The sequence below is a fragment of the Roseibium sp. genome, from assembly GCF_050301095.1.
GTDB lineage: Bacteria > Pseudomonadota > Alphaproteobacteria > Rhizobiales > Stappiaceae > Roseibium.
This window is the reverse complement of the sequence record NZ_JBNKYW010000231.1, coordinates 19,869-44,295: the sequence shown is the minus strand read 5'-3', so window position 1 is coordinate 44,295 and position 24,427 is coordinate 19,869. Positions and strand designations below refer to the sequence as shown.

The 24,427-nt window shown below is 60.6% G+C and carries 21 protein-coding genes; 12 read left to right on the top strand and 9 right to left on the bottom strand.

What is annotated here, in order from left to right:
* Window positions 1-81: 81 nt before the first annotated feature.
* Window positions 82-1,257, bottom strand: a complete 1,176-nt coding sequence (locus ACQY7U_RS20390) for a pyridoxal phosphate-dependent aminotransferase (RefSeq protein ID WP_428648557.1) — start codon at window positions 1,255-1,257, stop codon at window positions 82-84.
* Window positions 1,258-1,462: 205 nt separating this feature from the next.
* On the opposite strand from ACQY7U_RS20390, the gene ACQY7U_RS20385 reads away from it, so the two are divergent.
* The 5 genes from ACQY7U_RS20385 to ACQY7U_RS20365 all read left to right on the top strand — a co-directional run bounded on the left by ACQY7U_RS20385 (window position 1,463) and on the right by ACQY7U_RS20365 (window position 5,789).
* A complete protein-coding gene (locus ACQY7U_RS20385; protein ID WP_428648554.1) occupies window positions 1,463-2,539 on the top strand; it encodes a CobW family GTP-binding protein in 1,077 nt (358 codons plus the stop codon).
* Window positions 2,540-2,550: 11 nt separating this feature from the next.
* Complete coding sequence (locus ACQY7U_RS20380; RefSeq protein ID WP_428648552.1) at window positions 2,551-3,528, top strand: WD40 repeat domain-containing protein; 978 nt, start codon at window positions 2,551-2,553, stop codon at window positions 3,526-3,528.
* A 42-nt stretch (window positions 3,529-3,570) separates the two neighbouring features.
* Window positions 3,571-4,068 (top strand): DUF2937 family protein, encoded by a 498-nt coding sequence (locus tag ACQY7U_RS20375; protein WP_428648549.1) that lies wholly within the window; start codon window positions 3,571-3,573, stop codon window positions 4,066-4,068.
* 129 nt (window positions 4,069-4,197) lie between these two features.
* Window positions 4,198-5,094: a LysR family transcriptional regulator gene (locus ACQY7U_RS20370; RefSeq protein ID WP_428648547.1), complete on the top strand. Its 897-nt coding sequence runs from the start codon at window positions 4,198-4,200 to the stop codon at window positions 5,092-5,094.
* 155 nt (window positions 5,095-5,249) lie between these two features.
* A complete protein-coding gene (locus tag ACQY7U_RS20365) occupies window positions 5,250-5,789 on the top strand; it encodes a TetR/AcrR family transcriptional regulator (protein WP_428648544.1) in 540 nt (179 codons plus the stop codon).
* Window positions 5,790-5,840: 51 nt separating this feature from the next.
* Here the strand turns inward: ACQY7U_RS20365 and ACQY7U_RS20360 are convergent, their stop codons facing one another.
* Window positions 5,841-6,914 (bottom strand): Glu/Leu/Phe/Val dehydrogenase dimerization domain-containing protein, encoded by a 1,074-nt coding sequence (locus ACQY7U_RS20360; protein WP_428648542.1) that lies wholly within the window; start codon window positions 6,912-6,914, stop codon window positions 5,841-5,843.
* A gap of 309 nt (window positions 6,915-7,223) precedes the next feature.
* On the opposite strand from ACQY7U_RS20360, the gene ACQY7U_RS20355 reads away from it, so the two are divergent.
* Window positions 7,224-9,131 carry a DUF1007 family protein gene (locus tag ACQY7U_RS20355; protein ID WP_428648539.1) on the top strand — a complete coding sequence of 636 codons (1,908 nt, stop codon included), beginning with the start codon at window positions 7,224-7,226 and terminating at the stop codon, window positions 9,129-9,131.
* Window positions 9,132-9,184: 53 nt separating this feature from the next.
* Here the strand turns inward: ACQY7U_RS20355 and ACQY7U_RS20350 are convergent, their stop codons facing one another.
* Complete coding sequence (locus tag ACQY7U_RS20350; protein ID WP_428648537.1) at window positions 9,185-9,871, bottom strand: response regulator; 687 nt, start codon at window positions 9,869-9,871, stop codon at window positions 9,185-9,187.
* 7 nt (window positions 9,872-9,878) lie between these two features.
* A complete protein-coding gene (locus ACQY7U_RS20345; protein WP_428648534.1) occupies window positions 9,879-11,243 on the bottom strand; it encodes a cache domain-containing protein in 1,365 nt (454 codons plus the stop codon).
* Between the two features lie 185 nt (window positions 11,244-11,428).
* On the opposite strand from ACQY7U_RS20345, the gene ACQY7U_RS20340 reads away from it, so the two are divergent.
* The 4 genes from ACQY7U_RS20340 (at window position 11,429) to ACQY7U_RS20325 (ending at window position 17,028) form a co-directional block, all read left to right on the top strand.
* Window positions 11,429-12,529, top strand: coding sequence for a TRAP transporter substrate-binding protein (locus tag ACQY7U_RS20340; RefSeq protein ID WP_428648531.1), 1,101 nt, complete (start codon window positions 11,429-11,431; stop codon window positions 12,527-12,529).
* Between the two features lie 75 nt (window positions 12,530-12,604).
* A complete protein-coding gene (locus ACQY7U_RS20335) occupies window positions 12,605-13,639 on the top strand; it encodes a TRAP transporter small permease subunit (RefSeq protein WP_428648529.1) in 1,035 nt (344 codons plus the stop codon).
* A gap of 18 nt (window positions 13,640-13,657) precedes the next feature.
* Window positions 13,658-16,324: a TRAP transporter large permease subunit gene (locus ACQY7U_RS20330; RefSeq protein ID WP_428648526.1), complete on the top strand. Its 2,667-nt coding sequence runs from the start codon at window positions 13,658-13,660 to the stop codon at window positions 16,322-16,324.
* A 257-nt stretch (window positions 16,325-16,581) separates the two neighbouring features.
* Window positions 16,582-17,028, top strand: coding sequence for a GFA family protein (locus ACQY7U_RS20325; protein ID WP_428648523.1), 447 nt, complete (start codon window positions 16,582-16,584; stop codon window positions 17,026-17,028).
* Window positions 17,029-17,067: 39 nt separating this feature from the next.
* Here ACQY7U_RS20325 and ACQY7U_RS20320 read toward each other — a convergent pair whose 3' ends face one another.
* From ACQY7U_RS20320 to ACQY7U_RS20310, 3 genes are all read right to left on the bottom strand, one after another.
* Complete coding sequence (locus ACQY7U_RS20320) at window positions 17,068-17,790, bottom strand: response regulator transcription factor (protein ID WP_428648520.1); 723 nt, start codon at window positions 17,788-17,790, stop codon at window positions 17,068-17,070.
* Window positions 17,791-17,799: 9 nt separating this feature from the next.
* Window positions 17,800-19,761: a PAS-domain containing protein gene (locus ACQY7U_RS20315; protein ID WP_428648517.1), complete on the bottom strand. Its 1,962-nt coding sequence runs from the start codon at window positions 19,759-19,761 to the stop codon at window positions 17,800-17,802.
* Window positions 19,762-19,858: 97 nt separating this feature from the next.
* Window positions 19,859-20,281 carry a MucR family transcriptional regulator gene (locus tag ACQY7U_RS20310; protein ID WP_428648514.1) on the bottom strand — a complete coding sequence of 141 codons (423 nt, stop codon included), beginning with the start codon at window positions 20,279-20,281 and terminating at the stop codon, window positions 19,859-19,861.
* Window positions 20,282-21,013: 732 nt separating this feature from the next.
* On the opposite strand from ACQY7U_RS20310, the gene ACQY7U_RS20305 reads away from it, so the two are divergent.
* Both ACQY7U_RS20305 and ACQY7U_RS20300 read left to right on the top strand, forming a co-directional pair.
* Window positions 21,014-22,198 (top strand): porin, encoded by a 1,185-nt coding sequence (locus ACQY7U_RS20305; RefSeq protein ID WP_428648512.1) that lies wholly within the window; start codon window positions 21,014-21,016, stop codon window positions 22,196-22,198.
* Between the two features lie 233 nt (window positions 22,199-22,431).
* Window positions 22,432-23,460 carry a LacI family DNA-binding transcriptional regulator gene (locus ACQY7U_RS20300; protein WP_428648509.1) on the top strand — a complete coding sequence of 343 codons (1,029 nt, stop codon included), beginning with the start codon at window positions 22,432-22,434 and terminating at the stop codon, window positions 23,458-23,460.
* Between the two features lie 57 nt (window positions 23,461-23,517).
* Here the strand turns inward: ACQY7U_RS20300 and ACQY7U_RS20295 are convergent, their stop codons facing one another.
* Both ACQY7U_RS20295 and ACQY7U_RS20290 read right to left on the bottom strand, forming a co-directional pair.
* The gene (locus tag ACQY7U_RS20295; protein ID WP_428648507.1) at window positions 23,518-23,985 is read right to left on the bottom strand and encodes an N-acetyltransferase family protein; all 468 of its coding nucleotides are present in this window, start codon (window positions 23,983-23,985) and stop codon (window positions 23,518-23,520) included.
* Entirely contained in the window at window positions 23,985-24,425 is a 441-nt protein-coding gene (locus tag ACQY7U_RS20290) for a hypothetical protein (protein ID WP_428648505.1), read from the bottom strand. The genes ACQY7U_RS20295 and ACQY7U_RS20290 overlap by 1 nt, the downstream gene beginning before the upstream one ends.
* Window positions 24,426-24,427 lie beyond the last annotated feature (2 nt).

Sequence of the window (24,427 nt, the reverse complement as noted above, 5' to 3'; positions counted from 1 at the left end):
ATAACAAATAGCATAATTTAGTTTCAGGGCGTTTTGGCAAATTTCTCCCATGCGCTGCCCTGACCCGGGATGGCCTTCGGGCTATTTCGAAGTCTTTAGAAAACGCTCTATCCGTTCCAGTGCCGCCTTGATGTTGGCGGTGGAGTTTGCGTAGGACAGCCTAATGTATCCTTCCCCGAGAACGCCGAAATCCGGACCGCCAATGACCGCGACACCCGCTTCTTCCAGAAGGGCCGAGGCCAGGGCCTTTGCCTTCCAGCCTGTCTTGCCGATGTTGGGGTAGGCATAGAAGGCACCAAGCGGCGTTCGGCAGGAAATGCCGTCGATGGCATTCAGGCCATCGACGATGACGCGCCGGCGGGCGTCGAATTCAGCGACCATGCTTGCCACCTCGTCCTGCGGTCCGGTGAGCGCAGCCAATCCGCCGTACTGGGCCGGTGCGTTGACGCAGGACCATGCGTTGACCGCGAGCTTGCGTGCCTTGTCGATCAGCCCGTCGGGCCAGAGCGAGAACCCCATCCGCCAACCGGTCATGGCATAGGTCTTCGACCAGCCGTCGAGCAGGATCAGCCGGTCGCGCAGGTTTTCAAAACCGATCAGCGACACGTGCTCCATGCCGTCATAGGTCATCTGGGAGTAGATCTCGTCAGACAAAACGGCGACATCCGGAAACCGCTCCAGCCCTGCCGCCAGTTTCTCGATTTCGCTGCGCGGGGTGACGCCGCCGGTCGGGTTTGCCGGGGAATTCAGAATCAGCAGGCGGGTCTTGTCGGTGATCAGCGACAGCGTTTCTTCCGCCGAGAAGGCAAAGTCGTTCTCTTCCCGGATCGGCACGGGAACGGGGAGGGCTCCGGTGAATTCGATCATCGACCGGTAGATCGGAAAACCGGGGTCCGGATAGAGGATTTCGGTACCCGGTTGGCCGAACATCAGGATGGCCATGAACATGGTGACCTTGCCACCCGGCACGATCACGACATTGTCCGGATCGGTCTCCACCCCATGGCGTTTGAAGAGGTCCGCCGACACCGCTTCACGCAAGGGCGCGATGCCGGTAGCCGGCGTGTAGCCATGATGCCCGTCCCGGAGCGCCTTGACCGCGGCTTCCACGATGTGGTCCGGCGTTCTGAAATCCGGTTGACCGATACCGAGGTTGATGATGTCGCGGCCTTGCCCTGCCAACTCGGTTGCCCGTGCCAGGACGGCAAAGGCATTTTCTTCTCCGATCCGATCGAAACCCGCAATTGTCCTGAGCATCTGTGCCTCCGCTCCCTAGTCAGCTTTCCGTATGTTATGGGTGCCGGGCGGTGAAGGAAAAGGCGGGATTGGAGAGAAACGGTTCGGGCTGCCACAGGAAAATTCCGGCCCGCCCTCCCAATGTGCATTCGTTGTGCTTATATTCCCGGCCAAACGGCCTGCTTGACGCGGGCATCTCAGATTTTCTCTTGCCAGGAAGTTGCGCATGTCTGCGACCCAGGACGCTCAGGCACAGATCCCCGTCACGGTATTGACCGGGTATCTGGGAGCCGGAAAAACAACGCTTCTCAACCGGATCCTGACCGAAAACCACGGTCAGCGCTATGCGGTCATCGTGAATGAATTCGGCGAAGTCGGCATCGACAACGATCTTCTCGTCGAATCCGACGAAGAAATCTTCGAAATGAACAATGGCTGCATCTGCTGCACAGTGCGCGGCGACCTGATCCGCACCGTGCAGAACCTGATGAAGCGCAAGGGCGCCTTTGACGCCATCATCGTCGAAACCACGGGCGTGGCCGATCCGGCTCCTGTCGCCCAGACCTTCTTCATGGACGACGATGTGCGCGCCTCCGCCAAGCTCGATGCGGTGGTGGCGGTGGTCGATGCCCGTCACGTGCTCCAGCGCCTGGAGGATACCGAGGAAGCTGAGGATCAGGTGGCCTTCGCCGACGTGATCCTGATCAACAAGACGGACCTTGTCTCCGCCGAGGAACTGGCCACTGTCGAGGAGCGGATCCGGGCGATCAATCCATACGCCGTACTTCACCGCAGCGAGCGCTGCGGCATCGAGATCGCCAAGGTTCTGGACCGGGGCGCCTTCGACCTCGACAGGATCCTGTCGCTCGACCCGCATTTCCTGGAACACGGCCACCACGCCGATGAATGCGGCCCGGACTGCGATCACGATCATCACCATCATGATCACGACCACAATCATGACCATGATCACGGCCATCATCATCACCATCACGACGAAGATCCTCACGCGGTGAAAAGCATTTCGCTCAAAGCCGGCGATCTCAATCCGGACATGTTCTTTCCCTGGATCAATCAGGTCACCCAGGTGCAGGGACCGAATATCCTGCGCATGAAAGGTATCCTTGCCTTCAAGGACGATCCGCAGCGTTACGTGATCCAGGGTGTTCACATGATCGTCGAGGGCGACCATCAGCGTGACTGGAAGGCGGACGAACCGCGGGAAAGCCGGCTCGTCTTCATTGGCCGCGATCTCAACTGGGATGTGCTCCGGGACAGTTTTCAGGCGTGTGCCGCTACGTGAGGATTTGAGAGTTGCCGACTGTAGCACCAGTGGAAGTCGACGGTTTCGTCGTCCGCGCCGGGTTCCTGAAGGACGGGGCCTATTTCGCGACCGGTGAAGGCGAGGTTGTCTTTTCGGCCAACGGGGAAACCCGGCTGAGGCCGCACAAGACCGGCCTGCTGGCCGCCGAGCCCGCCCTTGACGGCAAGGGGCTGATCACCTCCGGCGACGACGGTTGCATCTATCTGACCGGCATGGACGGTTCTTCTGAACTGGTGGCGGAACGGCCGCGCAAGTGGATCGACCTGATCGCCGCGGGGCCATCGGGCGCCATTGCCTTTGCCAGCGGCCGGACAGCCTGGGTGCGATTCGCCGACGGGCGGGAGAAGGAGTTCTCCCATGACCGCGCTGTCGGTGGCCTGGCCTTCGCGCCGAAGGGCATGCGCCTTGCCGTTTCGCGCTACGACGGGGCAACGCTCTGGTGGGCGGGAACGGAAGGCGCTCCCGTGGAGCTGACCTGGAAAGGCGCCCACCTCGGCGTCTGCTTTTCGCCGGATGGCAAGTATCTGGTCACGGCGATGCAGGAAAATGCCCTGCACGGCTGGCGGCTCGCGGACACGCAGGACATGCGCATGACCGGATATCCGGCCAAGGTGAAATCCATGAGCTGGTCGGTCAAGGGCAAATACCTGGCGACCTCCGGAGCGAATGCCGCGATCCTTTGGCCGTTCTCCGGCAAGACCGGCCCGATGGGCCAGACACCCCTGCAGCTCGGAACGCGCGGCGACAATCTGGTCAGCGCGGTCGCGTGCCACCCGGTGGAGGATGTTTGCGCCGTCGGATACCAGGACGGCATGATCCTGATGTGCCGGTTCGCGGACAATGCGGAAGTTCTGCTGCGGCGTCCGGGCACCGGTCCGGTTTCCGCCATGGGCTGGGACGCCGAAGGGGTGCGTCTGGCCTTCGGAACGGAAAGCGGTGAAGCGGGAATTGTCAGCCTGCAGGATTGACGGAGTTCGCTCTCGCGCTTCCGGGAGGGCCAGGGAGGAACGATGGCACGGGTTCTGTTGCTGATTGCGATGCTGCTTGGTGGAACCGCGGCCTCGCAGTTGCCGGAGTTCTCACAGCAGTATCGTCAACGCCTGGGCGGTGCGATCGACGCTCTTGAGGAGATCGTGGCCGACTTCCGACGCGATGCCGAGGCGTTTGGCCTGACAGTGTCCGAAGCGATCGCCCGTCAGCAGGCTTCGGAGGATCCGTTCATCCAGGCGCGCGGCAACAGCATGGCGGTGGCGGAAACGCGGCTCAACCGGCTGAAACGGCAGGCGGCGGACATGCAGGCGGCCGGGCCGTTCCTGAGGCTCGTTGCCTTTGCCCGCGGTTTTGATCCGCAAATGGCGCGGTCCACGGCGCGGGACTATGAGCCGGCCCTTCCGGTGACAGCCGAGGGGCTTGCCGGGGCGGGGATAGGCGCGCTCGGAGGATTTCTCGTCATGCGTCTCCTGGCCGGTCTGGCGCGGCTCGGCCGGCGCAGACCAGCTCGCACATAATCGTTTTCCGGCAGGCTGACGCCGCATTGGAGGCGGGGGAAGGCTGCTTCCAGACCGGCTGCCGCCTTTGCCCTCCCTTCAAAATGCGTTAAGCAGGCATCCGGACGGGAAGATTTAAAAGGAATCCGGATGGACGCAATCACGCGGATGCGCTGCTTTATTCAGGTTGTCGATTCAAAAGGATTTTCCGCCGCTGCCCGGGAAATGGGCCGGTCGAAGGCACTTGTCTCCAAATATGTCGGTGAGCTTGAGGACGAGTTGGGCGTGCGTCTGCTCAACCGGACGACGCGGCAGGTTTCCCTGACAGAAGTCGGGCAGGTTTATTACAAGGAAGCGGTGGAGATTCTCCAGCGCATCGATGACCTGCAGGCCTCCGTCCAGTCCTCGCACAAGGAGGTGCGCGGAAGGCTGCGCGTCTCCGCGCCCCGCTCCATGGGGGACGACATGCTGAACGAAGCGATGGTGGAGTTTCTCGTCAAATACCCCGAGATCGTTCTGGACCTTCGTCTGGAAGACCGCTTTGTCGACCTGGTGGAAGAGGGCTTTGATCTTGCCGTCCGGGTGACGCAGCTTGATGATTCGAGCCTGATTGCCCGCAAGATCGCGACCTTCAGCACGGTCGTTTGCGCAACGCCCGAGGTTATCGAGAAATACGGGGAACCGAAGGTTCCGGCAGATCTCGTGTCCCGACCCTGCGTTATCGACACGAATTACCGTTTCAAGCAGAACTGGGCTTTCAGTGTCGACGGTGAACGGGTCTCCGTTGCGGTGAAGGGGCCGTTGGAGGTCAACAGCGCTGCGGCTGCCCGCGAAGCGGGCCTGCGCGGCCTGGGTTTTGTGAGAACACCGCTGTTCTTCGTCTATCATGACATCAGGAAAGGCAACCTGAAGGCGGTGCTGGAACCCTATTCGGAGTCCCAGCTGGGAATTCATGCGGTTTACCCGCACCGGCGACACTTGAGCGCAAAGGTCCGTGCTCTGGTCGATTTCCTTGTCGAATGGTTTGCGGCCCGGCCGACCTGTTGACATGGTTCCGCTTTCCGTCAGGTGGAATATCCTGGCTGGAGAGGCCGGCCGCGGGTCCTGACCCCGGGTTATTCAACGCTAAGTATTAATACGACACTTCTTGCTTTGTTGGGCTTTATCCAGCAGGGTCGACGTATGCATCAGGAGTTTGTTCTATGAACGATTCTCAGGAACAGATTGCCGCCGGCCTTGAACAGGTCTTCTGGAGCCGGGGATTTGCAGAGCCGAGCGTGCCGGAATTGCGGGCAGGCGTCGGCGTGAGCATGCGGACCCTCTACCGCCATTTTCCCTCTCGGGAAGCCATGGTTCTTGGGGCGCTGGAACACCGCCATCGCCGGTATCTCAAGTATGTCCGCGAAGGGGTCAGCGAACCCGGACTGGCGGCCGCGGAACAGCTGTTCGACAAGCTTGGCGGCTGGATGAAGATGACGGCAGGCAAGGAGTGCCTCTTCCGTCAGGCGCTTGCCGCCAATCCTGACAGCAGCGAGATCGAGGCGACGGTCAAACGGCACAAGGGAGAGATGCTGAAATTCTTCGGCGAGCTCAGCGGGCAGGCGGCTTTCGCGTCCACCCTTTATCTGCTGCATGAGGGCGTTACCGCCTGTTACGCGGAACTTGGCGACGAGGCCGTGGAGAATGCCAAGCGGCTGGTACGCCAGATGTTCAAGGCCGCCAACGCGGATCGGTATTCATGAAAAAAACGGCGGTGGGAACCGCCGTTTTCGTTTCACGACCTGTTATGGGTTTCAGGCGGTCTTGCCCTTTGCAAGGCGTTCTTCCGCCATGGCGTCGGCCACATGTTCCGGGGTGGTGCCTTCGCGGTCGGCACGCTCGAAGATTGTCGACAGCGTGTCGCCGATCGCAAGCGTCTTTTCCCGGACCAGCTTGTCGCCGCCACCCGGTGTTGCCAGGGCGATCGAAATGACGCCACCGGCGTTGATGGCGTAATCCGGTGCGTAGAGAATGCCGCGCTTCTTCAGAGCCTCGCCATCAGCCGGGGTCTGGAGCTGGTTGTTGGCCGCACCCGCCACGACCTTCGCCTGGATGTGCGGGATCGTGCGGGCGTTGAGGCCGGCACCCAGAGCGCAGGGAGCGAAAATGTCGGCATCGACCATATGGGCTTCGCCCGGGTCGACCGCCGTTGCGCCGAAGGTTTCGATCGCGCGGAGCACGGCCGGGGCATGGATGTCGGAGACGATCAGTTTCGCGCCGGCTTCGTGGAGCCGTCCGGCAACGTCGTAGCCGACATGGCCGAGGCCCTGGACCGATACGGTCTTGCCGTCGAGATCACTGCTGCCGAAGACATGTTTCGCAGATGCCTTGATGCCCTCGAAGACACCGAGCGCGGTGTAGGGAGAGGGATCGCCGAGACCGGTCGCCTGGGTGCCCCGCACGTGGGCCGTCTGACGGGCGACCGCTTCCATGTCTTCTGGCGACACACCGACGTCTTCGGCCGTGATGTAGGTGCCCGACAGGCGCTCCACATGGCGTCCGAAGGCCTCCATCATCTCCGCCGTCTTGTCCTTGCGCGGATCGGCGATGATCACCGCCTTGCCGCCGCCCAGATCAAGGCCGGCCAGCGAATTCTTGTAGGTCATGCCCCGAGACAGGCGCAGCGCATCGGTCAGGGCGTCGGAGGGATTTTCGTAAGGCCAGACGCGGCAACCGCCGAGGGCCGGGCCCAGGGTGGTGTCATGAACCGCGATGATGGCCCTGAGGCCGGTTTTCCTGTCCTGGACGAAGACGATGTCCTCGTGACTGCCCATTTCCGGATGATCGAAAACGGCGCTGTGATGGATAGATGTGTGCAAGGCGTTCATATCTGGCTCGGTGAAGTGGTTATCGTTGCAAATATTTTACGCAGTATACGGGGAATAATGTCTCTTTTCTCCTAACTTGAAAGGAAAATGCGGATCATACGTTCCCTTAACTTTTGAAAGAGGTGAAAATATTTTCGCGATGTTTTTGCGATGCGAAGCCCGTGCCGTCATCTTGCTGCCGTCTTCTGTCGCCAAGGAACACGATACGTGTCATGTGATATCCAGGGTCACAAGCAGGGTTCCATCAGATGGGGCTTTATCTCTGACCCTTGGTACAACCATGCAACATTGTCGAATGTGGTGATTCCGGTGCGCTTTTTCCCTGGCCAACTTCCTGCGGCTTTTCTCCTCGCCGGCCTCAGGACCGTGCTTGCCCTTTGCCTTCTGTCGGCCCTGCAGACAGGGGTGTCAGCCCACCCGCATGTCTTTGTCGAAGCGCGTTCCAGACTGGTCTTTGACGACAAGGGCATGGCCGTTGCCGTTCAGCAGGTCTTTCGCTTCGACGATGCCTTCTCCGCCTTCGCGATACAGGGCTTCGACACCAATCAGGACGGTGTCTACTCCCGTGAGGAGCTGAGTGAGCTTGCCAAGGTCAATGTGGAGAGCATGGCCGATTTCGGCTATTTCACCTTTGGAGACAACACGCGGGTCGAGTTCGATTTCAACGCACCGGTCGACTACTGGCTCGAGGTGGCGAAGGTGCCGCTCGAGGACTACTGGGCGATGAAACCGGAAGATTTCGAGGCAATGCAGGAAGACGTGCGCATGAACGGCGGCACGATGCCGGAAAGCGTCGACCTGCTGGAACTGCATTTCACCTTGCCGATGAAGGAGGCGAGCGACGCGCGCAACACGATCACGCTCGACGTCTATGATCCGACCTACTACGTCGATTTCCGCTTCGGCCGGGAAGAGGCCGCCACCGGCACTTTGAACGCGCCAGGGGCCTGTCAGGTGACCCGCAACGAGCCGCCCCCCCTTGACGACGCCACGGCCTTCGCACTTGCCCAGATCGGTCCTGACCAGCGCGATCTTCCGCCGGAACTCCAGTCGGCCGCCGCGACCCAGGTCAACCAGATGATCGTCGACTGCTCCGGTGCGATTGCAGCGTCCGCTGCAGGTTCGAAAGACGGCATGACAGAAGGTGCCGGAACGGTGCAGCAAGCGGAAAATCCCGCCGCTCAACCGCCGCAGACAGCGCAGGTCGACGGCAATGCGGCGGTTCAGGCCGGCGGGACAGAACCCGCCGCAATGAAATCTTCCGGTGAGCAGGCTGTCCAGTCATCCCTTCTGGACACGGTCTTCGGCACCATTGCCGCCAAGCAGAAACAATTCTACCAGGCGCTGGTGGCCAGCCTCAGGTCTTTCCGCGCCAATCCCAATGCCGTCTGGCTGCTGATCGGCCTGTCCTTCGCCTATGGCGTCTTTCACGCGGCGGGCCCCGGCCATGGCAAGGCGATCATCACGTCCTATGTGCTGGCCAACAACGAGACGCTGAAAAAGGGTATTGTCCTTTCCTTCGCGTCCGCCTTTGCCCAGGCGGTGACGGCGATCGTTCTGGTCGGCGGGCTGGCGGTGGCCTTCAACCTCACCAGCCTTGCCATTCAGGATACGGCCCGCTGGTTCGAGATCGGTTCCTATGTGCTGATTGCCGGGCTCGGCGGCTGGCTCCTGTGGCAAAAGGCCGGCCGTCCGCTGCTTGCTGCGGCAACCGCACGGATTTCAAGCGGCCGTCTGGCCCTTGCCGGAGCCGGTGCTCACAGCCACGGGCATGGGCACACACATCATGATCATCATCACGGCCACGACCATCATCATCACATCGGCGCGGACGGTATCTGCTCGACCTGCGGGCATGCGCACGCCCCGACCCCTGACATGGTCCAGGGCCGGATAACCCTGGCACGGGCTGCCTCGATCGTTCTTGCGGTCGGACTGCGCCCCTGCACCGGCGCGCTGGTGGTGCTGGTCTTCGCGCTTTCTCAGGGCATGATTGCCGCCGGCATCGCCTCGACGCTTGCCATGGCGGTCGGGACCGGCATCACCGTGTCGCTTCTGGCCGGCCTTGCCGTTGGCGCAAAGGATCTTGCCGTCCGGCTGTTCGGCGAAGGCAGTCCGATGTCCGGCCGGATCCACAGAGCCATCGAGATCGGGGGCGCGGCGATCGTACTGCTGCTCGGGCTGACCCTGCTGACGGCAACTCTGGGCTGGGGTTAGGCCAACCTTGCGAACCAGCTTCAATGTGTGGAGAGAAGCGCCCAGATTGAACGTCAGCCGAGCAGGCCCAGTTCCTGGGCAACCTTGTAGAGCTGGGCGGCATTCTTGCTGCCGACTTTTTCCCGAAGGTTCAGGCGGTGGGATTCGACCGTGCGCACGCTGATGCCGAGTTGTCTCGCCACTTCCTTGTTCGGCTGTCCTTTGGCAATCGCGGTCAGGACCTGGCGTTCCCTGTCCGTCAGGCCGTAGGGATCCTCCACCGGCGCGGATGTTCCGGCGCCAACCAGGGTCGGGCCGACGGCGGAGGAGAAATAGTAACCGCCGTTGGCCACGCTGGTGATGGCCGTGATCATCTCAACGGCGGAAATATCTTTCAGGATGTAACCCCGGGCACCTGCCTGCACAACACCGCGCACATACTCCGGATTGTCGTACACGGACAGGATCAGCACCGCGATGCCGGGCAGGGCCTGTCTGACCTGCCGGGCGGCTTCCAGACCGTTCATCACGGGCATGGAGACGTCCATCAGAAGGACGTCCGGCCGCAGTTCTCCGGCCAATTGCAGGGCTTCCCTGCCGTTGGTCGCTTCGCCGACGACTTCCAGCTCGGCCACCTTTTGCAGGCGGGCGCGGATGCCATCCCGGACAAGTTCGTGATCGTCTGCCAAAAGCACCCGGATGGGCTTGCCTGCGCTTTGCGTTTGGGCTCCCGCATCCGGGGAAGGTGAATGCACTGTCATTTTGTCATCATGCCGCGTTTGCGATCTGGTTGTCGAGCGGCATTTGAACCTTGATCCGGGTGCCGCCGGAACTCCTGCGGCTGAGGGTCAGCTTGCCGCCATAGGTTTCGATGCGCTCGCGCATGTTGCGGAAACCGAGGCCGCCGGCTTTCGGCAGCGGCCGCGGCAGGCCGACGCCGTTGTCCTCGACGCACAGCACGAGCGACTGCAGGCCGACCTTGAGGCTGATGTTGACCTCGCTGGCCTGGGCATGGCGGGCCACATTTGTCATGCACTCCTGCACCACCCTGTAGAGCGCCGTCTTGGCGCCTTCCGACAAGCGGTTGCGGCACTGGTCGGCGTCGACGTTCACGGTGATGCCGGACTGGTTCTGGAATTCCTTGCCGAGGCTGCCAAGGGCCGCGGCCAGCCCCATGTCGTCGAGCACGCTTGGCCTGAGGTCGCGGGAGATCCGGCGCACTTCCGCGATGGTGCCGTCCAGCGTCTTCAGGCACTTCGAAGCCTGGGCCTGCAGATCCGGATCGCGGTTGGCCTCGCTGTGGATCATCTCCACGCCGTAGCGGACGGAGACGAGCAGCTGCGAAATACTGTCGTGCAGCTCGGTGGAGACCCGTTTGCGCTCCTGTTCCTGTACCTGGAAAATCCGGTTGGTCAGTTCCTTCAGCTTGCTGTCGGCAAAGCGCTGTTCGGAAAAACGCACGCCGGCGATCAGGGATCCGGCGATGATGATCGCCGCCAGCGTGATCATGAAGATGACGAACAGCGTCTGCCGGATACTGCGGGCAAAGTCTGCCCGGATCGCGGCGACCTCGCGGGCGATGTCGTCCGTGTAGAGGCCGGTGCCGAGCATCCAGCCCCATTTGTCCAGAAGGATCGCGTAGCCGAGCTTTTCCTCAACGGTGCCGGTGGAAGGCTTGTGCCAGACATACTGATGAAATCCGCCGCCGTTTCTGGCCTCTTCGATCAGGTTGCGGATGACGTAGTCGCCGTTGGCGTCCTGCAGGTCCCACCAGTTGCCGCCAACGAGTTTGGGCAGTTTCGGATGGACGATGTTGGTGCCGTCGAGCGTGTAGGCGAAAAAATAGCCGTCATAGTCGAAGGTCAGATGCTGCAGGATCTCCTTCACCTCGTCCTGCGCCGCGTCCCGGCCGCCCGGCTCCAGCTTGTAGATCTGTTCGATCGAGGTCAGGGCCAGGCTGACGTAGTTGCGGATCTCCTGCCGCTTGGCGGTCAGGATCCTCTGTTCAACCGCCCGGGTCTGGGCATTGATAAGCTCGCGGGACTGGTAGTAGGTCGCCCCGCCGATCAGAAGCGACACGGCGATCAGGGGCAGAATCGTGATGAGCAGCAATTTTGTCTTAAAGGTCACCATGTTTGCCCTCATGTTGCGCAGGCGCTCCGGATTACGGAAATCTGTTGCGCGCGTCTCGGTAGAACTACTGAGAAGCTGCGCAGAACCACGAATAGCGTTCTAGCCACTCCGTCAACTAGACATACGGCGAGATCGGTGCAAGTGTGTACCCGGTCCGAAATCGGGTCCGATTAGGGAGGAAACTAATGGATCGTCGTTCGTTTATCAAAAAGGCTGGCCTTGGCGCCGGCGGTATTGCTGCTGGTTCCGCGCTCGCCGCTCCGGCGATTGCCCAGGGCACCAAGGACATGGTGATCGTGTCCACCTGGCCGCGCGATTTTCCGGGTCTGGGGATCCCGGCGCAGCGCTTGGCCGCCCGCATTGCCGAGCTGACCGCAGGTCGCCTCAACGTTCAGTATTTTGCAGCTGGCGAGCGTGTCGGTGCGTTTGACTCTTTCGATGAAGTCGCTTCCGGCAACGCCCAGGCCTACATCGGCGCCGACTACTACTGGAAAGGCAAGCACCCGGGCTGGGCAGCTTTCACCGCCATTCCGTTCGGTCTCACCGTCACCGAGATGGACGCCTGGATCAAATATGGCGGCGGCCAGGAACTGTGGGACGAAATCGCTGGCGAATTCGGCCTGAAGAACCTTGCCATGGGCAACACCGGCGTGCAGATGGGCGGCTGGTTCAACAAGGAAATCGAGACCGCTGACGACCTGAAGGGTCTGAAGATGCGTATCCCGGGTCAGGGCGGCGACGTCATGGCGAAACTCGGCGCATCTCCGGTGTCCCTGCCGGGCGGCCAGATCTACGAAAACCTCGTTTCCGGCGCGATCGATGCAACCGAGTGGGTTGGCCCGTTCAACGACTACTTCATGAAGTTCTACGAAGCGGCCAAGTACTACTACTATCCGGGCATGCACGAGCCGGGCGCAATGCTGGCCATGGGCATGAACAAGGCCTTCTGGGAAGGTCTCGACAAGGTCGACCAGCAGATCATCATCGCTGCCTGCGCGGAAGAGAACGCCAACACCATGGCGGAAACCAACGCCAACAACGGTGAGTATCTCGCCCGTCTGATCAACGAGCACGGCGTCGAGCTGCGCGAGTTCTCCGACGAGATCTACGACAGCTTCGGTGAAGCCGCCCAGGAAGTTCTGGAAGAGGCGATGGATCATTCCCCGCTCTCCAAGAAGATCTTCGAAAGCGTCATCAACGCCCGTCAGGAAATCGGCAGCTGGATGGCGATTTCCGATATTGCCTACAGCAACAAGCGCAACCGCTTCCTCGGCATTCCGTCGTAAGCGCTGCCATGTTCGGGGGACGGAAGAAATTCCGTCCCCTCTTCATATCGACAAAGACAAGAAGGCAAAGCCACGATGACGGCCTTGGACTCGGTTCAAGACGGCTCGCCTGTTGTGAAACCCGGTGATACCTATTCGCCGGGAAGCGCCCGCATCTTTCGCCTGTTCGGCTGGATCGTATTGGCCATCATGACGGCGTATCTGCTCAACAACTACCTGACATACTGGCAAGATCTCCCCGGAGTTGCTCCGATCTTCGGCGGTACCGCCAACGGGTCTCTTCCAATCCTTTGGTCCTGGCTGCAACTGGGGCTCTATGCGGCTCTCGCCCTGACGGCCCTGGCCTATGTGTTGAAGAACAACAGCAGCCTGCGCGAAGACAGCATTCGCATCGACAGGATCAATGCCTATCTGATCAGGGCCGTGTTTTTCGCGGTGCTCATCGTCGGCCTCGTCGACAGCGTGATCTCCTTCCTGCGCGTGGAGAATCTTCTCCCGGGCATCATCGGACAGGAACTTGCGGACGATCTCGGTCGGTCCCAGTTCCGCGGACCCTACCTGCATATGCCGCTGATCGCCCTGTCTTTCGTCATTGCCGCATTTTCGCGCACGCTCGGCTTTACCTGGCTCGCACTCCTCGTCGTTGTCGCCGAGCTGCTGATCGTCATCGGCCGGTTCGTCTTTTCCTACGAACAAGCGTTTCTGGCCGACCTCGTCCGCTTCTGGTACGCGGCCCTGTTCCTGTTCGCCAGCGCCTATACGCTGAAGGAGGAAGGGCATGTGCGTGTCGACATCTTCTATGCCGGACTGTCAGTCAAGGCGAAGGGCTACGTGAATGCCATCGGATCGGTGGTCCTCGGCATGAGCCTTTGTACCGTCATCCTGATCGTCGGCATGGGCGGCAAGCAGAACATCATCAACAGCCCGATCCTGTCCTATGAGACCACGCAGGCTCTCTTCGGTCTTTACGTGAAGTATCTCATGGCCGGTTTCCTCGGTGTGTTCGCGGTGACCATGATGATCCAGTTCGTGGCCTATTTCCTGGACGCGGTTGCCGATATTCGCGGCGAACCGGGCGGCCGGGACCATGACAGCCATTCAATTCAATAGAGCCCGAGACCGCCTGATATGGAACTTATCTTCCTTCTTCTTCTGATCGTCCTGATGGCGATCGCGCTCGGGTCCGGCTTCCCCGTTGCCTTCGCGCTCCCGGGCTCCGCCATACTTACCATCGGCATCGCCGCCGGATGCGGCTATCTGTTCGCGGGCGATCCGAACGCCTATTTCGCCCATGGCGGACCGAGCCAGTGGCTCAGCGCGGGCGCGACCAACTTCCGCGGCATCTACTGGGAGGCCGAACGGGATACGCTGATCGCCATTCCGCTGTTCGTCTTCATGGGCATCATGCTGCAGCGGTCCAAGATCGCCGAAGACCTTCTGGTCACCATGGCACGACTGTTCGGACCGGTGCCGGGCGGGCTCGGAATTTCGGTCGTTTTCGTTGGCGCGCTGCTGGCGGCAACGACCGGCATCGTCGGCGCGACCGTCGTCGCCATGGGCCTGATCTCGCTGCCGGCAATGCTGCGCAACAACTATTCCGTCCCGCTGGCCACCGGCACGATCGCCGCATCCGGAACTTTGGGGCAGATCATTCCGCCGTCCATCGTGCTCATCATTCTGGCCGACCAGCTGGCGAGTGCCGTCGACCAGGCGGGCTCGCTGCGCCAGACACTCTACAAGGCCAGCACCGGCGAACTTTCCATGCCGTCGGACTATTCGGTGGTCTCCACCAGCGCGGGTGAAATGTTCCTCGGGGCGTTCCTGCCGGGTCTGGTGCTCGTCGGCCTCTACATGCTGTTCATCCTCGGCTTCGCGCTGCTGAACCCGAAGGCGGCTCCGGCGGTTCACGAAGAGGGGACCTTTACCCGCCAGTTCGCGGTCAAGGTGGTGATCACGCTGGTCCCGCCGCTGGCCCTGATCTTCCTGGTGCTCGGCTCGATCGTCGCAGGTGTTGCCACCGTCAACCAGGCCGGTGCCATCGGTGCCGTCGGTGCGATGGTCATGGCCGGTTACCGCCTTCGCGAAGGCAAGCGTGGCGCCTATTCCCCGGCGATCATAGCCGTGATCGCCCTGCTCGGTCTGGCGGTCGTTGTCAGCTTCTTCGGAGCGGTGAATATCAAGCTCATCGAGACCAGCGACGACCTTCTGGCGCTGATCATGGCGATCATCGCCGTGTCGCTGCTGCTGATCGCCATTTTCTGGTCCGGCTGGCGGACGTTGAAACTGGAGGACACGCTCCGCGGCGTGATGGTGGATACGGCGAAAACCACTTCGCTCGTCTTCATCATCCTTCTGGGTGCGGCCATGCTGACCTCGTCCTTCCGCGCCTTTGGCGGGGAGGAGCTGGTCAAAGACTTCCTGCAGGGCCTGCCGGGCGGCTTCTGGGCCCAGTTCCTGATCGTGATGCTGGTGATCTTCGTCCTCGGCTTCTTTCTCGATTTCATCGAGATTGCCGTTGTGGTCGTGCCGATCGTGGCGCCGATCCTGCTGGCCGATCCGACTGCCAATGTGACGGCTGTCTGGCTGGGTGTCATGATCGGTCTGAACATCCAGACCTCGTTCCTGACACCTCCCTTCGGGTTCGCGCTGTTCTACCTGCGCGGGGTGGCGCCGGCGGTGGTCAAGACCATCGACATGTACAAGGGTGTGATCGCGTTCATCTGCCTTCAGCTGGTCGCGCTCGCCGTTGTCGGTCTTTACCCGCAGTTGGTGAACTACCTGCCGAACCGGTCGACGCTTTTGTCCGAGACGGCACCGCCACCGAAGAACCCGCGACTGCAGTACTGCATGGAAACCCTGATCTATGAGGACTTCCAGCAGAATGGCGACAGCATTCTCGCAGCGATCAGTTCGGCCGAGAGCATCGATATGAGCTACCTGCCGAAAAAGGTGCAGAAGGATATGGCGGAAGGGTTTGAGAAGGCCCGGGAAGCCTTGCCGATGATGCAGGCGATCAAGGATGCGGAGGCGCAGGTGGTTGCCGCTTCCGGAGACTACAAGCCGGTTCACGCCAAGGTTCGTGAAGTCGAACGCGACGTGAGCAGGATCGATGCCAGGATCGAGGACCTTCAGGTGATTGTTGACCGCTCGGGCGGCACCGGCATCTACACGGAGGCACAAGGTGAGCGGGCACGTGAACGGATCGCGGTTCTCCAGGGGCAACGCGACGCCCTCATGGCCCAGATCCCGTCATCCTGGAAGGACACCTACGCGACCTTCTCGAAGATCCAGAAGGCCGAGGATATGGCCAGGGCGACATACCGCCGGACAGTCGATCAGGCTTACGAGCCGATCCTTGAACTCAAGGCCACTTTGGCGGATGCCGATCTGGTCTCCAGTTTCAGGCCGGAGCTGGAGGCGCTTAAGGAGAAGGTGCCGCAACTTGATCCGAAGGATGCGGTGGAGGCGATTGCCGAAATGCGTTCGAAGGTCGGCGAGGCCGAAGGTACGAGCGATATCCGCAAGGGACTTGCGGATGCCCGCAAGATCATGCGTAGCCGCAAGCCGGACGCGGAAGAGGCCGTCGCTGAAATCGACAAGGCAATTGCCGCGCTCGACGAGGATCTTGCCTGGCGCCAGAAGGCGGCTACCGAGATCCAGCCGAAGCTGGAAGCCTATGACGCCGTGATCGTCAATAACATCGGTTTGCGGCAGCAGAGCCGCCTGCCGAGGGACATGGCGCTCGATGTGGCCAGCTGTCTTTCCTATCACAGGGACATCTCCCTGAGTTTCTAGGAAGGAACGAAACAACAAGGAAGCGGAGGAATGCTTCCCCGCTTCTCACAAGTTGTGGCCCGTTGAGGTTTGCTCAGCGGGCCACATTGGTTTTCTCACTGTGTTCCACAGACCGGAGGATTGCCACTGCCGATCCGGGGGCGGACTGTCACGGATGACCGGTTCGAGCCTTCCTGCGCAAGTGAGGCCGGTGGAAGGTGACCTGATTGGCGTGAGCAGATATCCTAACCGTTCGCTTGGTGAACTGTGATGCATCAATGGACAACGAATTGAACCGAACTTATTCGGGTAGGTGCGCATGTGGCGCCGTCCGTTACGAGGTCCAGGGGCCGCCGGTCGTCGTGGCGCAATGTCATTGTGACGAATGCCGGAGGATCAGCGGAACGGGTCATGCCATCGGCGCCATGTTTTTGCTCGAGAAACTGACGCTCAACGGCAGGACAGGCAAGTTCAGATACACATCCAAAAACGGTTCGGAAGTTACCAAAGGCTTTTGTCCAAGCTGCGGCAGCCCGATCTTCGGGACGAACACCCGTTCACCGAACCATGTGACGCTGTCACTCGGAACAATGGATGACGCTGCCGACCTGGCCGTCGAGGTTGTTGTTTATGCGCGCAGCAAGCAGCATTGGGATCAACTCGGTGACGATGTGACAACGTTTGAAACCCAACCGGACTGGCAACCTCCCGGTGATGATCTCTGATCGGTTGCCGTGACATCGGTCGGCCGCATCGTTCCACACCTAGGGCCAGATAACGTCGCAAGCGAGCATGTAGCCGGAGCCGTAGATGGTGCGGATGCAGGCCGGTTCGTTCTTGCGGTTCAGCTTCTTGCGGATGCGGGAGATGCGAACGTCGATCGACCGGTCGAGGCTTTCGTCGCGGCCACCGTGTTCCAGCAGATAGTCACGCGTCAGCACTCTCTTGGGCGCGCGCAGCAGAGCTTCCAGAAGGGTCGCCTCGCCGGTGGACAGAAAGGTTTCCTCTCCCTCGGGCGAGGTCAGGCAATGGGAAGAGGGCTGATAGGTCCAGCCCTGGAAGCGGGCTTCCTCCACCTTCTGCATGGGTGGTGGCTGATCGGAGGCGCGGCGCAGGATCGAGCGAATGCGGGCGACCACTTCGCGCGGGTCGAAGGGCTTGACCACATAGTCGTCCGCCCCGAGCTCCAGTCCCATGACGCGGTCGCTTGAATGGCCTCTGGCGGACAGGACGATGATCGGTACCGATGATTGCCGCCGGATTTCGTTGATCAAGGTCATGCCTTCCATGTCGGGGAGCCCCAGATCGACGATACAGGCATCCGGCGTTTCGTTGCTGAGTGCCGAAAGCATCTCAGAGGCGGTTGCGAAGACCTTGCCCACCATGCCGAACTGATTCATTGCATCCAGCAGCAGATTGCCGATTTCCGGCTCGTCGTCGACGACGAACACTGATCGTTTGGCAGCCTGTGCGGAGCGTGTCAGCAAGGGGCGTTCCTAGGGTTTCGGGGACAGAATCTTCTGCAGCGTGTCTGCCAGTTGATCATCTGCGAAAGGTTTCGCCAAGACCGGAAATTCACAGCTGCTTTCCGGACCGGACAGGGCCGCCCAATCGGTATATCCGGACATGAGCGCGATGCCGAGATCAGCCCGGTTCCGGCGGATTTCGCGGGCCAGGGCCAGTCCGTTGACCTGGCCCGGCATGACGATGTCGCTGAGAACCCCGCGCAATTCGGGCAGTTCCTGTGCAAGGTTGCGCGCATCCTGCGCGCTTTCGGCGCACAGAACCGCATAGCCGAGACTTTGCAACTGATCGGTCACCGCGTTGGCCACATCCGGATCGTCCTCAACCAGCAACAGCAACTCCCCATTTCCGCGTTTGGGTGCGGGCCGGTCCGCGCGGCTTTCGTTGCCGGCCGCGGTGCCCTGCAGGTTCTTCAGGGGAAGGTAAAGCACGAGGCAGCTGCCCTTGCCCAGTTCGCTATTGAGCTTAATTGTGCCGCCCGACTGATGAATGAAGCCATAAACCATGGACAGGCCCAGTCCGCTGCCCGTGCCGAAGGACTTGGTCGTGAAGAAAGGTTCGAAAACCCTCAGTCTAGTTTCCTCGTCCATGCCGGTGCCGGTGTCGTCGACGGTCACCTTCGCATAGAGGCCGGCAGGAAGGCCAAGTTCGTCTGCCTCCCTTTTGTCCAGAGCGGTTCTGGCGAGCCCGATGCTGATCGTGCCCCCGTCCGGCATGGCGTCGCGCGCATTGAACGCCATGTTGATGAGCGCGGTTTCCATCTGTGTCGGGTCGATCCGTGCTGCGATGCCGTCGTCCTCGACGTTGGTCTTCAGGGTAATTGTTGGCGGCAGGGAGCCGTCCAGCAGCTTGCCGGCATTGGCGATCACCTGGGCAAGGGGGACGGTCTGCGGATCGATGGCCTTGCCGCGGCTGAAGGTCAGCAGTCGCTGGATCAGGTCAGATCCCCGCTTGGCGGCTTCCAGCATGGGTGACAGCTTCCGGTCGAGGGCGTCCTTTTCTATCGGCGTTTCCATCCGGCCGAGGCTCATGAGGTTGCCCATGAGGATTGCCAGCAGATTGTTGAAGTCATGCGCCAGGCCGCCGGTCAGTTTGCCGACTGCGTCCATGCGCTGCGACTGAACAAGCGCCGCTTCGGCCTGTTTCTGGTCGGTCGCATCCAAAGAGAGTACGAAGATCCCGAGCGTGCGGCCGTCGACCGTCATGTCCGGGATCAGCGTGGAGCGCATATAGGCCGTCGTGCCGTCCGGGCGTTTGCGCTGATATTCGTAAGAGACCGCGTTGCCTTCGAAGGCCCGGTCGATGTGCGGCTCCAGTTCCCTGAACAGTTCGGGGCCGACGACTTCCTGTGCGGACCGTCCGGCAATCGAGGCGACGGACTGTCCAAACCAGTCTGCATAGCGGCGGTTGGCGAAGCGGAACACAGGGCCGGGCGAAAGATAGGCGATCAGGGCCGGAATGTTGTCGGTGACAAGCCGCAGCCAGTCTTCCGATTGCCGGAGCGCGCGTGTGCGTTCTTCCACGGTCCGTTCCAGCTTTTCCTGGCGGCGCCGTTCCTCGGTGACGTCCGAATAGATGGTCACGAAGCCGCCCTGCGGCAGTGGCGTCCCGGACACCGCAATGATCTGGCCGTTGGGCCGGACCCGTTCGAAATAGTGGGGCTCGAACAGTTTCGCGCGTTCGATACGCCTGGCAATCTTGCCTTCGATGTCGCCGGGACCGTATTCGCCGCGTTCCGCATTTACCCGGATGAAAGCTTCCAGATGCGAACCCCGCCGGATGATGCCCTCGGGCATGTCGAGCATTTCGGACAGGCCCCGGTTCCAGGCGACCAGGCGCAGGTTTCTATCGAAGACCGTGAAGCCCTGATTGATGTGATCGAGCGCCGCCTGCAGCAGGTCGATCTGTGCCTTGAGTTGCTGTGTTTCCTCCATGGGGGGAGACTAGATCAAAACCGGCGCGGACTGAACCGGAATAGCGCGGCGGGGAAAAACGGTAAAGGAGGCGGGGCCTGGACGGGGCGAGCGGCCGCTAGCGTTTGCGATGACCCAGCTTCGAGGCTTTCGCCATTTCCGCGCGTTTTGCCGCATATTTGGGAGCGACCATCGGGTAATCGGCCATCAGGCCCCACTTCCTGCGGTATTCCATGGGCGTCAGATTGTATTTGGTCTTGAGGTGTCGCGTCAGGAACTTGAACTTCTCGCCGTCCTCGAGGCAGATAATGAAATCCGGTGTCACGGAGTCCTTGATCGGCACCGCCGGTACCGGCGGTTCGCGTCTCGCCGCGGGTCTCTTGCCGGCCGCATTCTCCAGGGCGCCATGGACCTCGTGAATCAGGCTCGTCAGTTCCGTCTTCGCGACAGTGTTGTTCGTCACGTACTTGGAAACGATGCCGACCGTAAGCGACATCAGGTCCGTCGAATCGGCGTTTCCGCCTTCTTCAAGTTCAGTCATGGAAGTTCCTTGTCACGACCTGGACAGACGGGAGGGAGACGCCGGACAGCCCGGTTGCAGGGCGAGTCCGCGGACGACTGCTAATACATCTGTTCGACGACTTCAAATTTCAAGTACTGAACGGAAAGTTTCCAAATAAAATTCCAGATCAGGAATTCATGCCCTGCGTCGGCGGTGATAGCTGGTCGCAGACGTCGGTCACGGATGTTTTCTGCAAGAAAATCCTTTTCCAGGCAGCTCAATACCGGCTTTATCGACAAAAAACATAGGAAAGACGGACAAAAATGAGAACGGATTTTCTTCAGACGCAATAAAAGGTTCTCGGAAATTCGTAAACTGAACAGTGTAGTCATGCAGATTTTCATGTTCGTTATAGATTAGTTGAAGAAATTGGGCTGAAATATAATATAAGTATTATAAGTAATTGGCGGCGGGGTGATATGGGGGTGGGTTGTCTGGAAATCAAGGGGCCGTTTCAAAAAGTGATAAAATTCAAAAAAATGAAGATATTCAATGTGTTGCAAAAATATGACTCTTCGATTCAATGTTAAAAACCGGTTTTTTGAAGCTTGAATTTCAACGAGTCGTCTGTCTTCTTAGCTGCGTTGCAACCAAGTTGGATTAAGTATTAATCTGATTTTGGTAGTTAAAAGGTTTGAGCGAAGGTTTTTGGTTGAGTAATCACAATACATCCTTCGGTTGTCAGACTGAATTCGAAATTGGAGTGAAACAATGAAACTCAAGAGCTTGATGCTCGGCGCCGTGGCAGCTGCTGCAGCTACTTCCGCTCAGGCCGCAGACCTTCCGGTAGCTCCGGAGCCGGTCGACTATGTTCGCGTCTGTGACGCTTACGGCTCGAAATTCTACTACATCCCGGGCACCGAAACCTGCCTGCGCGTCGGCGGCCGTGTCCGTACCCAGGTTGTTGTCAACAACGTCCTGGAAGACGGTAACTGGGGCGACCGCAGCAAGGACGGTTATTCCTGGCTGTCCCGCGGCTACCTGTACCTCGACGCCCGCACCGCGACCGAATTCGGTACCCTGCGCGCCTACGCTTCCATGTACATGACCAACACCAACGGTGATGGTTCTGCTACTCTCGACAACGCCTACATCCAGTGGGGCGGTCTGACGGCCGGTTATGCGACGTCGAACTTCGACATCTACACCGGTCAGGCCTTCATGGGTGTTGTCGACCGTGACTGGTCCGACCAGACCACCAACCAGATTGCCTACACCGCTGCCTTCGGCAACGGCTTCAACGCGACCATCGCTCTTGAAGACCGTTCCAACCGCGAAGTCGGTTCCTACGGCGGTACCCGTGCTCCGGACGTCGTTGCAGCTCTCGGCATCTCCCAGGGTTGGGGTTCCGCGAAACTCTCCGGTGCCTTGCACCAGGTCTACCCGGACGTTGCCAACAACAACGCAACCGGCGGCGAAGACAACTTCGGCTGGGCACTTGGTGGTGGCGTGGTGTTCAACCTGCCGATGATCAACTCCGGTTCGAACATCTACTTCCAGGGCTTCTATGCTGACGGCGCCCTGGCCTATATCGGTAACGGCATCACCGGCCTGTCCACGACCATCAACGGTTCGTCCTTCAGCGTTTCCGACTACTCCGGCGACGACACCAACAGCGGTTACTCGCTGTCCGCAGGTGCCTACATCCAGGCAACCTCCACGATCGGTCTGGCTCTTGACGGTTCCTACGCTCAGGTTGACCAGAACAACATCGTGGGTACGTCGAGAGATGCGACGATCACCCGCTACGCCATCGACGGTTCCGTTCAGTGGGAGCCGGTCTCCGGTTTCGTCATGGGTGCTGACGTCGGTTACTCCAACTCGGATATCGATGTGAGCGGCGTCGACGACCAGGACGAACTCCTCTTCGGTGTTCGTATGCAGCGTACGTTCTAATCATCCGATTAGACTTTGACTGACACATTCTGATCTCCAGTCAGTCAATCGGCCCGGTGGCTCCCCAGCTGCCGGGCCTCCCCTTTTCAGGCGGACCTTTGCACGGGTAGCGATTTCCGGGGCATGTCTCTCCGGCCGAAAGTTTGCTACAGGCGCACCATGCGGCCGGGTAAATGACCCTGCCGCAAAAGAAAAATAGTGAAGTCGGATGGGTATCGGCTAAAAATCCAAGGATGCCCAAGTCCGATCGCCCAAACACAAACCCGACAGTTCAGGATGTCGCGCGCGCGGCCAATGTCTCCACGGCGACCGTCAGCCGGGCGCTGTCGTCACCGGAGCGCGTTTCCGTTGAAACCCGGAACCGGGTTGCCGCAGCAGTCGCCAAAACGGGGTACGTGCTTAACCATGCGGCTCGCAATCTCCGCCGGCGGGACACGGGGACGATTGTCGCCCTGGTGCCCGACATCGGAAATTCGCATTTCTCGAACATCCTGCAGGGCATCGAGACCGTTTGCGCCGAAAGGGACCTGAAGGTCCTGATTGCCGACACGCGAAAACCATCCATGTCACGCTCCAGTCTGGGCGATTTCTTCAGCAGGAACAACTGCGACGGGATCGTCATTCTCGACGGGCACTTCTCGATTTCGGACATTCGCTCCTCTCATCCCAAGTTACCCCCGATCGTGACCGCAGGGGAATGGAGCGACGATCCTGCCGTTCCCATTGCTGTCGTCAACAATCTGCGCGGCGCCGAACTGGCGGTCTCCCATCTCTTGCAACTGGGGCATACGAATATCGGGCATGTCACCGGACTGCTTTCGCACAGGCCGGGGCGGGACAGGCTTGAAGGGTTCAAGGCAACCCTGGGAGGGGCCGGTCTGGATCCGTCGCAAGCCTGGATCTTCGAGGGCGACTATACGCTTGATGCTGGAGCACGGGCGGCGGAGGCCTGGTTGAAACTGCGCGACCGGCCGACGGCGGTTTTCTGCGCGAGTGACAGAACGGCCTTCGGGTTCATTTCCGCCCTCGGCGAAGCAGGCATGCAGGTTCCGCAAGACGTCTCCGTGATTGGGTTCGACGATATCGACATTGCAGGACACTTCGTGCCGCCCCTCACAACCATACACCAGCCGCGCCGCGCGGTCGGTGAGGAAGCGGCCCGGCTGTTGCTGGACTTGCTGCAGGGTGGCCAGCCGGAAGAAGGAAGCGTTCAACTAGAGCCCTGGCTGGTCGTGCGCAAGAGTGCCGCCGCCTGTCCTTGAGCTGCCAGCCTTACGCCCGATCCGCACAGACCTGGCCGGCAATGCCCAAGAGCTGCCTCAGCATTTGTCCTCGTATCCGCCGGCTCCAGACGTCCAGTTTTGCCATTTTACATCCGGCTTGCCGCCAACCGAGCGGTAAAACGCCTCCGCCTTGCTGTTTCCGTTCATGACTGTCCAGGCAATTTCGCCCGCCCCAAGGTGGCGCGCGTGTTCGGCAACCGCGGCGAACAAGGCCCTTCCCGCGCCTGCGTCGCGGTGCCCTTCGTTGATGAACAGCTCCTTCAGGACGAGGCGGGGCCGCAACGTGTAGGTCCAGGGCACAACATAGGTGACGGCCATTCCGATGACGGTTCCCTCAACCTCCGCGACAAAGGCCTTGAAAATCGGGGCGTCGCCAAAGCCTCCGGCGAGAACGCTATCCCTGGTGACGGCGAAATCGTCGAAATAGCCCTCGAATCGTGCCAGTCCGGTCATCAACTCCAGCAGCCGGTCAACGTCGGCAGGCCGCGCCGCGCGCACGATCATCAATGGAAGCCGTCTTCGAGACGGTCGGCGAGATAGCCGTCCGGGTTTTCGGTTTCCGACATCATGTGCCGGATCCAGGCCTCCCGTTCATGGCAAGTGACAAGGCCTTCCCAGACGCATTCGCATGCAGGCATGGTGACCGGCTCGAAACCGCGCCCGTGGTCGGCACTGAGAAGGCCTGCCTGGATGTCTCCCTCCAGCCAGACCCGAAGCAGGAACCAGTTTCCGTCCTCTCCGCGATGGTGCATGAGGTACCCGAGCCCGCGGTGACGCATCCAGGCAACGGGCGATGCCGCCAAGGCAACGGCAGCATAGTCGAGTGCCGCCTGGATATTGAAGTCCTCGCGCCCCGCCGCGGCAATCGTATAGGGTTTCAGGCGGACGCCAGCACATTCGACCGGCGGATAGGAACGGTACAGCCGTTGTTTGTACAAACCCATGG